General features: G+C 72.4%; 10 protein-coding genes. 8 read left to right on the top strand and 2 right to left on the bottom strand.

Features of this window, described 5'->3' with window-relative positions:
• Positions 1-174: 174 nt before the first annotated feature.
• A complete protein-coding gene (locus tag IO36_RS15410) occupies positions 175-876 on the top strand; it encodes a ribonuclease HII (RefSeq protein ID WP_037620262.1) in 702 nt (233 codons plus the stop codon).
• A gap of 68 nt (positions 877-944) precedes the next feature.
• Positions 945-1,571: a hypothetical protein gene (locus IO36_RS15405; RefSeq protein ID WP_078943217.1), complete on the top strand. Its 627-nt coding sequence runs from the start codon at positions 945-947 to the stop codon at positions 1,569-1,571.
• 513 nt (positions 1,572-2,084) lie between these two features.
• On the opposite strand, the gene IO36_RS15400 is transcribed toward IO36_RS15405, so the two are convergent.
• A complete protein-coding gene (locus tag IO36_RS15400) occupies positions 2,085-2,717 on the bottom strand; it encodes a hypothetical protein (RefSeq protein ID WP_037620259.1) in 633 nt (210 codons plus the stop codon).
• A 224-nt stretch (positions 2,718-2,941) separates the two neighbouring features.
• Positions 2,942-5,146, bottom strand: coding sequence for a RecQ family ATP-dependent DNA helicase (locus IO36_RS15395; RefSeq protein WP_037620257.1), 2,205 nt, complete (start codon positions 5,144-5,146; stop codon positions 2,942-2,944).
• A gap of 471 nt (positions 5,147-5,617) precedes the next feature.
• On the opposite strand from IO36_RS15395, the gene IO36_RS44500 reads away from it, so the two are divergent.
• From IO36_RS44500 to IO36_RS15365, 6 genes are all read left to right on the top strand, one after another.
• The gene (locus tag IO36_RS44500) at positions 5,618-7,372 is read left to right on the top strand and encodes a DUF4192 domain-containing protein (RefSeq protein ID WP_245173306.1); all 1,755 of its coding nucleotides are present in this window, start codon (positions 5,618-5,620) and stop codon (positions 7,370-7,372) included.
• 257 nt (positions 7,373-7,629) lie between these two features.
• Positions 7,630-9,774, top strand: a complete 2,145-nt coding sequence (locus tag IO36_RS15385; protein ID WP_425535531.1) for a glycogen debranching N-terminal domain-containing protein — start codon at positions 7,630-7,632, stop codon at positions 9,772-9,774.
• A gap of 128 nt (positions 9,775-9,902) precedes the next feature.
• Positions 9,903-10,661 carry an NUDIX hydrolase gene (locus IO36_RS15380; protein WP_037620255.1) on the top strand — a complete coding sequence of 253 codons (759 nt, stop codon included), beginning with the start codon at positions 9,903-9,905 and terminating at the stop codon, positions 10,659-10,661.
• Between the two features lie 123 nt (positions 10,662-10,784).
• Complete coding sequence (locus tag IO36_RS15375; protein WP_037620469.1) at positions 10,785-12,614, top strand: ABC transporter ATP-binding protein; 1,830 nt, start codon at positions 10,785-10,787, stop codon at positions 12,612-12,614.
• A gap of 163 nt (positions 12,615-12,777) precedes the next feature.
• Entirely contained in the window at positions 12,778-13,665 is an 888-nt protein-coding gene (locus IO36_RS15370; protein ID WP_107065717.1) for a FadR/GntR family transcriptional regulator, read from the top strand.
• A gap of 406 nt (positions 13,666-14,071) precedes the next feature.
• Positions 14,072-15,607: an RNA polymerase sigma factor gene (locus IO36_RS15365; protein ID WP_037620467.1), complete on the top strand. Its 1,536-nt coding sequence runs from the start codon at positions 14,072-14,074 to the stop codon at positions 15,605-15,607.
• Positions 15,608-15,672: the final 65 nt, after the last annotated feature.

Below are 15,672 nucleotides of genomic sequence, written 5' to 3'. Positions count from 1 at the left end.
CGAGGGTTGTGCGCGGGCTGGTCGGCGGACGTTGAGTGGGCCGGCCGACGGGTTGGCGCGCACCGGTCGGCAGGCGTGCGAGCCCAGGGCTCTGTCGGCTCCGAGGAGGGCGATCCGGCGGTGCGGGGACCTGGGTGTCGCGAGGCGCTCCGGGCGGCGTAGTCTGAGGGCGCCATGCCGTACGAACCCCCCACTCATACCGTCGAGCGCTCCCTCCGCGCCACGACCGGAGCGAAGGTCATTGCCGGTGTCGACGAGGTGGGGCGCGGTGCCTGGGCGGGCCCCGTCACCGTCTGCGCCGCCGTCACCGGACTGCGCCGTGCTCCCGAAGGCCTCACCGACTCCAAGCTCCTGACCGTCAAGCGCCGCACCGCGCTCGCCGTGGAGCTGGAGAAGTGGGTGACGGCGTACGCCCTCGGGCACGCCTCCCCGGAGGAGATAGACCGACTGGGAATGACAGCGGCGCTGCGCCTCGCGGCCGTACGCGCCCTGGAATCCCTGCCGGTCCGCCCCGACGCGGTCATCCTCGACGGGAAGCACGACTATCTCGGCGCCCCCTGGAAGGTCCGCACGGTGATCAAGGGCGACCAGTCCTGCATCGCCGTCGCGGCGGCCTCGGTGATCGCCAAGGTGCGGCGCGACAAAATGATGGCCGAACTGGGCATCGAACATGCAGACTTCGGCTTTGCGGCCAACGCCGGTTATCCGTCGCCGGTCCACAAAGCCGCGCTGGAGGAGCGGGGACCCACCCCGTACCACCGGTTGTCGTGGGCGTATCTTGATGCGCTGCCCCAGTGGCGGCACCTCAAGAAGGTCCGCAGCTTGACGGACGGAACCGTTCCGGAGATCGAAGGCCAGCTCGGCTTCGATTTCTGACGTTTCCGTTCGCACTCATGTGCCACCCGCCGGGGCGAGTCGCACCGGCGTTTGATAGATATCAGCTCATGCCTCTCATTCCCGAGGAGCCTCAGATTCACGAGAGTGCCCAGGGTCCCCGCGTCACTCCGGCCAGTGGCCGCACCGCGCCGACCCCTCGCCCCGTACCCGGTCCCCGTCCCGCGGCCCCGCCGCGTCCCGGCCGTCCGGGTCCTGTCCGGCCGATGCCGGCCCAACGCACCCCGCGCGAGCCGGTCGTGGCCACGCCGGGGCCGTCCGCCAAGCCGGCCGCACCCGCGGCCGTCACCCCACAGATCCAGCTCGTCCCGGCTCCGGCCCAGGGTGCGCTGGACGCCGCGGAAGAAGCCGTCGACCTGCTGCTGGAGTCGGGCCGCGCCCCGGGTGAGGTGCTGGTGATCACCACCGGCGACCCCCACCCGTGGGCCGCGCACGAGCTCTCCTTCGGCGAGGCCGCCTACTGGGCGCAGCACGACGCCGGCGACGACGTCTTCTACGCCGACGCCGCTCTCGCCCCCCGGGCCGCTTCCCGCCCCGTGGTCGTGGTCGCGGTCAACGGAGGTTCCGGCGACGCCGCCGCGACCGCCCTGCCCGTGGCCCTCGGCCGGGCCGGTGCCCTGCTGATCGTCTGCGGCAACCCGCAGCAGATCAACTCGGTCCTGGCCGCAGGCGTCTGAGCGCGTTCCGGACCCGGTCCGGAACGCGCCCGGCGGGACGCTGAGGGTGCCGCCACGGCGGCACCTGTACGGCGGTCCCTTCGGCGTACCCGCACGCGTGCGCGCCCATGGACGCCCTTGGGTGCACGCCTGCCCCTCGTCCACGTGCGGGCTCGCCGCCCTGCCGCCGGCCGCCGGTCGAGGACTGCCCGCTCCTCGTGGGTGTCGCGAGGTGAGAGCCCGACCGCTAGCCCGTCCGCTCTCCGGCCGACCGGCCGCTTCGCGTTCGCCCGTGCCTGTCCCGTTGCCGCGCCGGCGTGCGCGCGGTCGGCTGAGGGTCCTGCTTCCTGTCCGTGTGCGGCTTCCGCGTCTGCGCGGTCTCCGCGTCGCGGAGCGTGGGCGGCCCGGGATCGAGTCCCCGTGAGCAGGACCGGGGCACACCCGCGCACGGATGCCACGACCCTGGTGCCCGCTCGGCCCGACGTGTGCCGCCCGCCTTCCCCGGGGCGGGCCGACACACACGAACCACCGGTCTCAGCGGGCAGCCGCCCGGCGCATGACCTCGGACGCGACGCCTCCGGTGCGGGGCAGCGGCGGCAGCACCTCGCCCACGTAGAACTCCGGCGCCGACTCGGAGTTGGGGCGGCGACCGCCGCGGCCCTCGCCGAGAACCTGCCAGCCGTCACGTGTCAGCGTGATGTACGCGCCGCACCGCAGCCCATGGAGCGTGCAGGCGTCCCGCAGCCCCCACATCCACGCCCCGTCCTCCTCCGTCCAGCGCGCGTCGCCGTCCCGGCAGTACAGCAGCACGGCCGTGCGCGCCGGAGTGCGGCGCCGCAGGTCGTGCGGGATGACCCGGCGCAGCTGCGCGAGCAGCGCGTTGCGGAACATCCAGCCGTCGGCGGGTGCCGGGCGCCGGGTGAAGGAGGCGCTCGCCATCAGCCGCTCGTCATGGTCGAGCACCGCGACGACCGCGGTCGACGGTCTGGGCCGGTGCCGAGCGTGAAGGCCGCTGACGACCTCACGGGGATCACGCAGAAGCGGAATCCCGGCCGAGGCCCATTCGGCGGGTTCCAGCATGCGAGTGAGTGGGTTGGTGGAAGCGGCGGACAGGTCGGGAGACGTCGACAAGGTTGCCGCCGAGGACGGAGCGAATCCGAAGGTCACGGTCCTCCCTTCGGCTACGTGCCCACACAACGGGCGGGGTCGGACTTGGGGGAATGGCACGCCGCAGCAGAGCCCTACCGGACCACGGGCAAACCGTGCGGGGAGCGGAGCTCAATTCTTCCTGTCGAACTGGGATGCGGCAACGAGCAATTGATGTCACCGACCGTTTTCAGGCGATTAACTCCCTATATACCTGCCCGGTGTTTCGAATCGCGACACACGGGTCACGCCTGTACGGCGAGGACCAGCGGCAACACCCCCTGAGCGCCCGCTCTGCGCAGCATCCGGGCCGCCACCGCCAGCGTCCAGCCCGTGTCCGTGGCGTCGTCCACCAGCAGAACCGGACCCTCCGTTTCACTCAGGACCTGGGTCAGCCCTGGTGGCACGGTCAGCGCCCCGTCCAACGCCTTCAGCCGCTGGGCGCTGTTGCTCCGGGAGACCGGGGAGGCCTCCCCGACGTACTCCAGGGACCCCAGCAGCGGCATTCTGCCGATCTCCGCGATCCGCGCACCGAGCGAGTGGATCAGCTGCGGCCGAGACCGCGACGCGATGGTCACCACCCCCACCGGGCGCCGCGGCGCGTCGGGCTGACCGGAGGCCCAGCCGCCGGGGCCCTTGGCCCAGTCGGCCAGGACGCCGACCACGGCCTGGGCCACATCGTCCGGAACAGGCCCGTCCGGGGCGCCCGGGGCGAGCATCGGCCGCAGCCGGTTGCCCCATCCGATGTCCGAGAGCCGCCCAAGGGCGCGCCCCGGCTCGGCCTGTTCGCCGGCCGGGATGCGGCCCTTGAGTTCGACGCCGATCGCGGCCAGCCCGGTCGGCCACATCTTCCGCGGTTCGACCTCGACGCCCGCGCGGTCCAGCTCGCCGTTCGCCGCGTCCAGGGCGGCGGCGGACACGGACGCCTGGAACCGCCCGCCGGCGCAGTTGTCGCAGCGCCCGCACGGCATGGCGCCCTCGTCGTCCAGCTGCCGCCGCAGGAACTCCATGCGGCAGCCGGTCGTCGACACGTAGTCCCGCATCGCCTGCTGCTCGGCCGCCCGCTGCTTGGCGACCCAGGCGTAGCGCTCGGTGTCATACGTCCAGGGCATGCCGGTGGAGATCCAGCCGCCCTTGACCCGGTGGACGGCTCCGTCCACGTCGAGCACCTTGAGCATGGTCTCCAGCCGGGATCTGCGCAGCTCGACCAGCGGCTCCAGAGCGGGCAGGGAGAGCGGGCGCTCGGCCCGGGCCAGCACGTCCAGCGTGCGCCGCACCTGCTCCTCCGGGGGGAAGGCGACCGAGGCGAAGTACTCCCAGATGGCCTGGTCCTCCTTGCCCGGCAGCAGCAGCACTTCCGCGTGCTCCACACCGCGGCCGGCGCGACCCACCTGCTGGTAGTAGGCGATGGGGGAGGAGGGGGAGCCCAAGTGCACCACGAAGCCCAGGTCGGGCTTGTCGAAGCCCATGCCGAGCGCCGACGTGGCCACCAGCGCCTTGACGCGGTTGGCGAGAAGATCCTCCTCGGCCTGCTGGCGGTCGGCGTTCTCGGTCTTACCGGTGTACGACGCCACCGTGTATCCGCTCTGGCGCAGGAACGCGGAGACCTCCTCGGCGGCGGCCACCGTCAGCGTGTAGATGATCCCGGAGCCCGGCAGGTCGTTCAGGTGCTCGGCGAGCCAGGCCATCCGGTGCGCGGCGTCCGGCAGCCGCAGCACACCGAGGCTGAGGCTCTCCCGGTCCAGAGGGCCGCGCAGAACGAGCGCGTCGGTGCTCACGCCGGTGCCCAGCTGCTCGGCGACATCGGCCGTCACGCGCGCGTTGGCCGTCGCGGTGGTGGCCAGCACCGGGGTGTCCGGCGGGAGGTCGGCGAGCATGGTGCGCAGGCGGCGGTAGTCCGGCCGGAAGTCGTGGCCCCAGTCGGAGATGCAGTGCGCCTCGTCGACCACCAGCAGGCCGGTCGCCGCGGCCAGCTTGGGCAGCACCTGATCGCGGAAGTCGGGATTGTTCAGTCTTTCGGGGCTCACCAGCAGGACGTCGACCTCGCTCGCCGCCACCTCGGCCTGGATGGTCTCCCATTCCTCCGTGTTGGACGAGTTGATCGTCCGTGCGCGGATGCCGGCGCGGGCCGCGGCGTCCACCTGGTTGCGCATCAGCGCCAGGAGCGGCGAGACGATCACCGTGGGTCCGGCGCCCATCCCGCGCAGGAGCGCGGTCGCGACGAAGTACACCGCGGACTTGCCCCAGCCGGTGCGCTGTACGACAAGCGCTCTGCGCTTGTCGGCCACCAGCGCCTCGATGGCGCGCCACTGGTCCTCGCGCAGCCGTGCCTCGCCCGGCTGAGCGCCGACCAGGCGGGCCAGGACGGAGTCGGCCGTGGCCCGGAGTTCTTTGCGGGCGGCGTCGGGTGCGTTGTCGGGGACTGTGGGTCGCGGGTCTTCGTTGGTCATGGCTCCATGCAACCGGATGGGTCCGACAAAGCGCGAACGAGCCGTCGAGCTGTGGATGACTTCTGGCGTGGTCATGGCGATGGTTATCCACAGGCTCAAACGGAATTTCGTGATCCGCGAGATGGTCACCGCATGACGAATCACGACGAAGCGACCGGCGCGTCCGGCGACAAGAACATCAGCGCGGCCGGTGGGCGCGGCTGGATTCCCGGGCTCGACCGCGCCGATGGGGAGAGCGGTCGAGGCGGCCCGGGCGGGCAGAGTGGTCAAAGCGGCCAGGACGGCCAGGGCGGTAAGGGACGCGAGGTCCGTTCCCGGCACGAGGGCTCTTCGCGACGCGAGAAGGGTTCGCGACCGGAAGGCCGGGAGCAGCCGGTCCGACACGTCGGCCCGGAGTTCTCCGGGGTTCCCGCCGTCCCCGGCATGCTGCGTCACGGCGCGGGCGCGGGGCGTGCCCCCGCCGCCGACCACATGGGCCTGGGCCTCCCGGGCGGCGAGCATCAGGTGACACTCCGTACCCCGGCGGAGCTGGCCGACGCGTTGCCCTATCTCCTCGGCTACCGGCCCGACGACAGCATCGTGCTGGTCGCCCTGCACGACCGGGATCGGCGGGGCCGGTTCGGCGGACGGGCCCGCCTCGGCATTCCGGCCCAGGCGGAGGACTGGCCGTCCGCCTCCGAACAGCTCGCACAGGGGCTGGTGAAAGGAAGCGAGCGCCGAGGTGCACGCCCCGAGAGCATGGTGGCCTACCTGTGCCAGGAGCCCGCGAGCGGCGAATCGGGGCGGGACGTCATGGAGCGGCTGCGCCCGCTCGCCCAGCTGCTGCGCACGGCCTGCGGACGCCTCGACGTCCCCGTGATCGAAGCCCTATGCATCTCCGACGGCCGTTTCTGGACGTACACCTGCCCGGGCCAGGGCTGCTGCCCGGCGGAAGGCACCGCCATGGGCCTGCCGGGCACCTCCGTCCTCGCGGCCGCCGCGACGTACGCGGGACTCCAGGTGCGCGGCACCCTGAAGGACCTGACGGCCCGGTTTCTTGCCTGGGAATCGACCGCCGCGCTGGGCCAGGAAGTGGCCCTGGACACGGCCAGCATGGCCCTCGTGCCGAGGATTCTGGGGGACGCCAGCCGGGCCGAGGTCGCGGAGGAGGCACTAGCGCTGGGCCGGCGGCTCAGGGACCGGCTGGCGGCGGCCCCTCCCGTCTCCGGCACGCGCCCGTCCGACCTGCGGGACGACGGACTCCTGGAGGACGACGAGGCCGCCACGCTGATCCTCGGCCTCCAGGACCGCACGACCCGTGACCGTGCCGCGCAGTGGATGGAGGGGGACGAAGCCGCGCCCGCGCTGCGCCTGTGGCGGGCACTCGCCCGTCGTTGTGTCGGCCCGTACCGCGAGCACGCCGCGGCGCCTCTCACCCTCGCCGGGTGGGTCGCCTGGTCCATGGGCGACGAGCTGGAGGCACGCGAAGCACTCGCCATGGCACTCGGCGCCGATCCCGACTACCTGTTCGCCCGCCTGCTGCACCAGGCGTGCAACGAGGGTCTGGATCCGGAGTCCGTCCGACGCTGCCTGAGGGCGCAGCGTACGGGCGCCGGGCCGAAGGAGACTGAGCGTACGGGTCCCGGTTCGAGCGAGGGGGGACGTACAGGCTCAGGTTCGAGTGAGGCGGAACGGACAGGCTCTGGCGCGAGTGAGGCCGAGCGTATGGGGTCCGCTGCGATTGAGGCGGAGTGCACGGGCTCTGTTCCGAGTGACGCAGCGTGCACAATTCCGGGTCCGAGGAAGGCGGAGCGTACGTACTCCGGTCCGGGGGCGGTGGAGTCCGCCACGGGTCCCAGTCCGAGCGAGGCGGAGCAGCAAACCAAGCCGGGTACGGCGCCTCCGGCGGGGGATCTGGCGAGCGCACCAGCCTCTGGCGCGACGGCCACCCCGACAGACGCCCCAGCGGACGCCACGTCGGCGCCTGGTGCCGGAGTGCCGGACCCTGCGTCCACGCCTGCGGCCATCGCTGCTGGCCGCCGTCGCAGGCCCCGCATGACCGCGGCCCCCGGCAGCCGACCGGGCCGGCGCGGCCCCGTGAGCCCGAACCTCCCGGGGCGCCGCCCGCCCGGCGATGGCTCGTCAGGCGGAATCCGGCCACGGCGACAGGCGGACCGTACCGACCGTGGGGACGGCCGGCCGCGCGGGCGGGGCGACAGCGGGCTCGGCGCGGGGGAGGGCAGGTGAGCGACCGGGAAGGCGGCTACCTCATCACCCGTCGCGCCGGGCAGCGGTCGACCGGAGTTGGCGAGGGCCGCCGGACCGCCCCACCGCCATTCGGTCGGCTTCGCCCGGGAATGCGTGACCCCGGGCGGGGCTGTCCCGTTCACCTGAGTGGCGGAATCCGTGGCCGGATTGCGTCGCCGCAGCGCCCGCGACCCCGCGGAGCCCCCACCAGGAGCCGAGCGCGCTCCATGCGCACCGAGCGCGGAGGAAGCCACCTCATGTCCATGCCCCATCCGTCCTCGGCACCCGACGGACCCGACGCCCCCCGTCCACCCGCCCCCCGGTCCGGACAGTCCGTCGGGCGCGGAGGCGCTCCGGTCGCCCCGCGCTCGGACCGTGACACCGGTGCTCCCCTCATCCCCGCCGGGCGGGGTCCCGGCTCTCCCCGGACCCCCCTTCCCGTGCCAGGCCGGCCGGCGGACCTGCCGCCCGCACACACCGCCCTGATCTGTGCCGCCCTTCCCGGGCTCGTCATCTCGCCCCAGGAAGGACAGCTGACCGGGCGCGGGCTCGAGGGCTTCTACATGGCGGGGCGACGGACCCTGTCCCGCTGCCTGGTCAGGGTCGGGGGCCGGGAGCCGCTCGCGATGCAGGCCCGGATGCTCGCGGCCGACCGGGCCCGCTTCGTGGGTACGCTGCGCGCCTCCCCGGACGCGGGCCCCGATCCCGACCTGGTCGTCGAGAGAACCCGTCACGCGGAGGGCCTTGAACGGATCACCCTGCGCAGCTCGGCCCACCGGGCGCTGCGCCTGCCCCTCGAGGTCGCCCTCGGCACGGACCTCGCGGAGCTGGCCGACGTCGCCTCCGGCCGGTCCGGGCCCGAGCTGCAGGCCAGCGTCCACGGTGGGGGCCTGCGCTGGTCCGGCCCCACAGGACACGTGACCGTCGCCGCGGACCCGCCTCCCACGGACGCGCTGGCGTCCGCGGGACTGCTCCGCTGGGCGCTCGAACTGCCGCCTGGCGGCACGCTCACCGTGGAACTGCGTGTCAGACCGGAGGGACAGGGGACGACCGGCGCCGCGGGCCGTGGTGCGGCGAGCCCGTTCGCCGAGGCGCAGGTGTTCAGCGACGAATCCGGGGCCGAGGTGCTCCTGCGCACTTGTGTCGACGACCTTCGAGCCCTGCTGCTGCGCGACCCCCGGCACCCGGCCGACACCCACCTCGCGGCAGGCGCGCCCTGGCGCTGCGGACTGGCGCCGGCCGAGGCCCTGGCCGCGGCCCGGATGACTCTGCCGCTCGGCACCCGTCTCGCCGTGGGCACGCTGCGAACCCTCGCCCGCTCCCAGCTCGGCGGTCCGGGACCACAATCCGGTCTGATTCCGGGCCCGCTTCGGGACAGCGGACCCCACCTGCCACCGGGCTGCACCGCGACCGAGGCGACCCTGCTCTTCCCCGTGCTTCTCGCGGAGGCCCGGCGGTGGGGGCTGGCCGAGCGGGAAGTGGAGGAACTGCTGCCCGCGGCCGAGCGGTGCCTTGAGTGGCTGCGCACCACCGTCGGAGACGGTGTGTATCTGGCCGACCCTCAGCCGGGCGGACCGTTCCGCTGCGAGACGCAGGCACACGCTCATCGCGCGGCCCTGCTCGGCGCCGATCTCCTCGACACGTACGGACGGACCGGCGGCACAGCACTGCGGCAGTGGGCCAAGGCGATGCGGGACGCATTCCGCGACGACTTCTGGGTCGAGGACGGGAGCGGTGGCAGACCGGCCGCCGCCCGCACCCGCGACGGGCACACCGTGCCCCAGCCGGTCTCCGGCGCCGTGCATCTCCTGGACACCGGTCTGTCGGCAGGGGGCGAGATGGCCCCGGGGCTGCTCGACAAGGCGCGGACCGAACAACTCGCGCGGCTGCTCGGCGGCCCCGCCATGGACTCGGGCTGGGGGCTGCGCAGCCTCGGGGCGAAGGAGGCGGCGTACAACCCGTTCGGTCATCGCAGCGGGGCCGTGCGGGTCCAGGAGACGGCCGTCGCCGTCACGGGGCTCGCCGCCGCAGGCCATGAGCAGGAGGCGGGCTCGCTGCTGCGCGGAGTGCTGGCGGCGGCCGAGGCCTTCGGCGGCAGACTGCCCGAGATGTACGCGGGGGAGCAGCGCACGCCGGGAAGTGCCCCGGTTCCTCATCCGGCCGCCTCCCGACCTGCGGCCACCTCCGCGGCGTCAGGGGTGCTGCTGCTCTGCTCCCTGGCCGGGATCCGCCCGGACGCGCCCGCCGGCACCGTGACTCTGCGCCCGTTCCGGGCCGCGCCCCTGGGCGAGATCGCGCTCACGGGCCTGCGGATCGCCGGAGCTCCCTTCTCCGTACGCGTCAGCAGACTCGGGCTCGCCATGGTCGAGGAAGCGGCCGAGGGGCTGCAGCTGGGGGTGTGACGTCGTGAGACGGGCGGCCGACGGAACGCACTCGACGGCGGGCGGCCGCGCGGGGCAGAAGTCGATCAGTCAGGGACCGGGCTTCCGAAGGAGGTGTTTATCGTCAGGCAGACGACTATGATCGCGGCATGCCCTACGACCCGTCAGCCTTTCCGCCCTTCGCCGTGACCGTGGACCTGGTCGTGCTGACCGTGCGCCGCCATGCCCTGTGCGCGTTGGCGGTACGACGGGGCGAGCAGCCGTTCCAGGGGCGTTGGGCCCTGCCCGGCGGCTTCGTACGGATCGACGAGGACCTTTCCCAGGCCGCGGCACGCGAGCTGGAGGAGGAGACGGGCCTGTGCGCCCACGACCCCTCCGTGCCGGCACAGGACAACGGCGCGCACCTGGAACAGCTGGCGACCTACGGCGACCCCAAGCGTGATCCCCGGATGCGCGTGGTGAGCGTCGCGCACCTCGCCCTCGCACCGGACCTGCCCGCTCCCCGGGCCGGCGGCGATGCGAACAGCGCCCGCTGGGCACCCGTCGAGGAACTGCTGCAACAGGGTGGGTACGGACGTGACGGGGAGCAGGCGGCCCCCCTCGCCTTCGATCACGCCCAGATCCTCGCGGACGGAGTGGAGCGGGCCCGGTCCAAGATCGAGTACTCGTCGCTCGCGACCGCTTTCTGCCCGACCGAATTCACCGTCGGCGAGCTGCGCCGGGTCTACGAGGCCGTGTGGGGCGTGGTGCTCGACCCGCGCAACTTCCACCGCAAGGTGACCGGTACACCGGGCTTCCTCGTGCCCACGGGGGGCACGACCACGCGCCAGGGCGGCCGTCCCGCCCAGCTGTTCCGTGCGGGCGGCGCCACGTTGCTCAACCCGCCGATGCTGCGCCCCGAGGTCTGACGGAGACGGCGAACGCGGTTGAGGTCCCCGGGGGCTTGGCGGGCTCACCGGACCCGCGAGGCCTGTCGGTGACGAGCCGCATGGCGTCCGGAATTTCCGAAATGTCGCGCTATCTTGCTGTGGGTGATCCAGGCCATCGGACTGACCAGCACCACCCGCAAGGCGCGTCCGCCCGCCGTCGACGACGTGTCCTTCGAGGCGCACGCGGGCCGCGTCACAGCACTCGTCGGAGCCCCGGGAGCGGGCAAGACGACCGCGCTGAGGCTCATGCTCGAACTCCAACAGGGCCGCGGAATCACCTACTTCCGGGGCAGGCCGCTGCATCGGATCGCCCACCCCTCGCGCGAGGTCGGCGTTCTCCTGGGCGAGGTGCCGGGCCATCCGGCACGCACGGTCCGCGGTCAGCTCAGCATGCTGTGCGCCGCCACCGGCGTACCTGTGCGCCGCGCGGACGAAGTCCTCGAAGTGGTCGGGCTCGTCAGTTTCCGTGACGAGGGCCTCGGCACACTGTCCCGCGGCATGGACCGCCGGCTCGGACTGGCCTGCGCTCTCCTGTCCGACCCTCACACCCTGGTGCTCGACGACCCCACGGACGGACTGTCCGTCCGAGAGGGCCGGTGGCTGCACGGAATCCTCCGCGCGCACGCGACGCGGGGCGGCACGGTGCTGTTCGCCACGGACGATGCCAAGGAAGCCGCGCGAACCGCCGACCGGGTCGTCACGCTGGACCAGGGCCGCCTCGTCGCCGATCAGGAGGCCTCAGAGTTCGCCCGCACCCGACTCCGGCCCCGGGTCGCCGTCCGCAGCCCGCACGCCGCCCGGCTCGGCTCGCTCCTGACCAAGGAGGCCCGCACGGCACAGCGCTCCGTCGAAGTCGTGCGCGAGGAGGGCAACCGGCTCTCGGTGTACGGGAGCACCTGTGCCGATGTCGGTGAGACGGCCTTCCGCCACGGCATCCTCGTCCATCAACTCGCCGACGAGACCGGGGACATGGGCCCAGTGCCGATCGAGCCTCCGTCGGCGGAGGCCGGGCCCCGGCCGACAGATTCCGAGCCGCAGCCGACGGATGCCGAGGGCCTGTCGACGGGTGCCGAGGGCCCGGCGGACGGGGCGAGCCCTGCGGACGCGGCCGCCGTGGACGATCCCTCTGCCGCCCTTCCGCCGCCCATCGCCGTGCGCCAGACCCGGAGTCCGCTGCGGCCCCTGCGCTACGAGCTGCGCAGGGCCGGCGGTGTCGGCACCGGCTACTTCACCGCGGCCGCCGTGCTTGTCTCCTCGGTCCTGCTGTCCGTCTTCCTGGCGAGGATCGGGCACACGCCCCAGCCGCGCCTGCTGGCCGCGTGGCCGCGGGAACTGCCCCTGCCGCCCGCCGCGCTCGGCGCCGGACTGCTGGGCGCCGTCTCCTTCGGCGAGGAATTCCGCCACCCCGCCCTGGCCGCCGACCGCGGCACCGTCCCGCGCCGGCTCGGGCTGCTGGCCGCCAAGCTCCTCGTCGCCTCGGTCACCGCCTTGATGCTGGCGTTCCTGACCGTGGGCTGCGACCTCGAGATGCTCTACCTCGTCTACGGAAGGGAACTCACCGGAGTTCCCTCGGACTGGCTGTCGCTGAGCGCGAGTTGGTCCGGCCTCGTGGTGGGCTGCGCGTGGGCGGGGGTCCTGGCGGCGGGCGTCTTCCGGTCCACCGCCGCCGGGCTCGCGGCGGTGCTCGCCGTTCCGGTCGTCGTCGTACCGCTCGTACAAAAAGCCTTGAAGGGGCCGTCTGTGCGGTCGGCGGCCGGATTCCCGGAGCGGCTCCGTGAACTGGTCCTCATGCAGTGGCCCTTCGGGGGCGAGCGCTACCTCGCGGCCGCGGTGCGCGTGCTCGCCCAACCCGTGGGCGGCGCGCTGCTGTTGTCGCTGACCGCTCTGCTCTGCACATATCTGCTCACGACTCTGCGGAGCAGGGTCCGATGACGACCGTCCGCACCGTTCCGTTCTCCCCTGTGCGCACAACTCCCCGAAGAACGCCCATTTCTTTCCGATAAGGCGTCAATTGCGACGGTGTGAGCGATCACCCTTTCGTGTGCTTTTCACCAAAGACCTCAAGGCAGTTGGGAGCGGCGCCGACAAAAGACCCGTGAGTACCCTTGCGCAGACCATGATGACCGCCGCCCGTTCCTCAGACTCCGGCCTGGCCGGCCCGGGCGAACTCGACCGTTACCCCTATGCCGACGCGTCCGGTGCCGACCGCGTCGGTCCCCCTGCTTGGGAGAGCGCCGAGCCCGAGCTCGGGCGCGTCGGCCGCCGCGCCGCCGGCAGCCGCGGACGCGGGCTGCACGGCCAACTCGTCCAGCAGCTCGGCCAGATGATCGTCTCCGGGGACCTCGGCGCCGACCGTCCGCTCGTGCCCGAGGAGATCGGCCAGCGGTTCGAGGTCTCGCGGACCGTCGTCCGTGAGTCGCTCCGCGTGCTGGAGGCCAAGGGGCTGGTCAGTGCCCGCCCGAACGTGGGCACGCGCGTGCGCCCCGTCAGCGACTGGAACCTGCTCGACCCGGACATCATCGAGTGGCGGGCCTTCGGGCCGCAGCGGGACGACCAGCGGCGCGAGCTGAGCGAGCTCCGCTGGACCATCGAGCCGCTCGCAGCGCGCCTCGCGGCCGGACACGGCCGCGAGGAGGTCCAGCAGCGCCTCGCCGACATGGTCGAGATCATGGGCCACGCCATGTCGCAGGGTGACGCCCTCACGTTCTCGCGGGCCGACACCGAGTTCCACTCCCTGCTCATCCAGCTCGCCGGCAACCGGATGCTGGAGCACCTCTCGGGGATCGTGTCGGCGGCGCTCCAGGTCTCCGGCGGTCCGGTCACCGGCTGTGACCGGCCGAACGAGACCTCGCTGGGTCACCACGCCCGCATCGTCGACGCCCTCGCGGCGGGCGACGGCGCGGCGGCCGAGACGGCCATGCGGCAGCTCCTCATCGTCCATCCCGGGGGCGAGCGTGTCGTGCCCGCGCCGCGCGAGCACTGAGCGCGCGGCGCGGGTGAGGCGGTCCGCGCGCGTGCACGTCCGCGTTGGCGCCGGACCCGCGAACCGTCGCTCGTCGGGACCTCGCCGGATCCCTCCGGATTCGGCGAGGTCCCGACGGTGCGCCCGGGCGGCGGATCATGAACTAACCTAGTTTGATAGGATCTGCCAGTTTTTAGGCGCTTACGGGGTGTGACTCGGGCCACGCAGATTGGGCGTAACGCTCTTCGGGGCAGCGCGATGACCTAAGAGGTGACAGCCGAGGAAGGAATACAGACGCCGTTCGTGGCGCTGTGCATCTTCCCGGCCCCCGCCCGCGCCGTCGGCCCATCCCCAGTCGGCGGTCGTCGGTTCCTGTCCGCAGTGGACGGGGCCGGAAGCCGTTTTCCAACGTTCCGAGAGGTTGTTCGTGTCGGCCAGCACATCCCGTACGCTCCCGCCGGAGATCGCCGAGTCCGTCTCTGTCATGGCGCTCATCGAGCGGGGAAAGGCTGAGGGGCAGATCGCCGGCGATGACGTGCGTCGGGCCTTCGAAGCTGACCAGATTCCGGCCACTCAGTGGAAGAACGTACTGCGCAGCCTCAACCAGATCCTCGAGGAAGAGGGTGTGACGCTGATGGTCAGTGCCGCGGAGCCCAAGCGCACCCGAAAGAGCGTCGCAGCGAAGAGTCCGGCCAAGCGCACCGCCACGAAGACCGTGGCGGCCAAGACGGTGACCGCCAAGAAGGCCACCGCCACCGCGGCTCCGGCTGCCCTCGCCGACGATTCGGCCGAGGACTCCCCCGCAGGCAAGCCCACCGCAGCCAAGAAGACGACGGCGAAGAAGACCGCCGCCAAGAAGACGGTCGCCAAGAAGACGGCGGCCAAGAAGACGACCGCGAAGAAGGACGACGCCGAGCTCGTCGACGACGAGGCCGTCGAGGAGACCCCCGGCAAGCCGGGCGCGGACGAGCCCACCGAGGACGGCGCCCAGGGCTTCGTCCTGTCGGACGAGGACGAGGACGACGCGCCCGCTCAGCAGGTCGCCGCTGCCGGTGCCACCGCCGACCCGGTCAAGGACTACCTCAAGCAGATCGGCAAGGTCCCGCTGCTCAACGCCGAGCAGGAGGTCGAGCTCGCCAAGCGCATCGAGGCCGGTCTGTTCGCCGAGGACAAGCTGGCCAACGCCGACAAGCTCGCCCCGAAGCTCAAGCGCGAGCTCGAGATCATCGCCGAGGACGGCCGCCGCGCCAAGAACCACCTCCTGGAGGCCAACCTCCGTCTGGTGGTCTCCCTGGCCAAGCGCTACACCGGCCGCGGCATGCTCTTCCTGGACCTCATCCAGGAGGGCAACCTCGGTCTGATCCGCGCGGTCGAGAAGTTCGACTACACCAAGGGCTACAAGTTCTCCACGTACGCCACCTGGTGGATCCGTCAGGCGATCACCCGCGCCATGGCCGACCAGGCCCGCACCATCCGTATCCCGGTGCACATGGTCGAGGTCATCAACAAGCTCGCCCGTGTGCAGCGCCAGATGCTCCAGGACCTGGGCCGCGAGCCCACCCCGGAGGAGCTGGCCAAGGAACTCGACATGACCCCCGAGAAGGTCATCGAGGTCCAGAAGTACGGCCGTGAGCCCATCTCGCTGCACACCCCGCTCGGCGAGGACGGCGACAGCGAGTTCGGTGACCTCATCGAGGACTCCGAGGCCGTCGTCCCGGCCGACGCGGTCAGCTTCACGCTTCTGCAGGAGCAGCTGCACTCCGTCCTCGACACCCTGTCCGAGCGCGAGGCGGGCGTCGTCTCGATGCGCTTCGGTCTCACCGACGGTCAGCCGAAGACCCTCGACGAGATCGGCAAGGTGTACGGCGTGACCCGCGAGCGGATCCGCCAGATCGAGTCCAAGACCATGTCGAAGCTGCGTCACCCGTCGCGCTCCCAGGTGCTGCGCGACTACCTCGACTAGGCCTCAAGCGCACATCGGCGAGGGCCCGACCCCCTTTCGGGGGGTCGGGCCCTCGGCTTTGCGCG

Origin of the sequence: Streptomyces aureus (genome assembly GCF_000725495.1) — a bacterium.
GTDB lineage: Bacteria > Actinomycetota > Actinomycetes > Streptomycetales > Streptomycetaceae > Streptomyces > Streptomyces aureus_B.
This window is presented reverse-complemented; position numbering and strand designations above follow the sequence as displayed.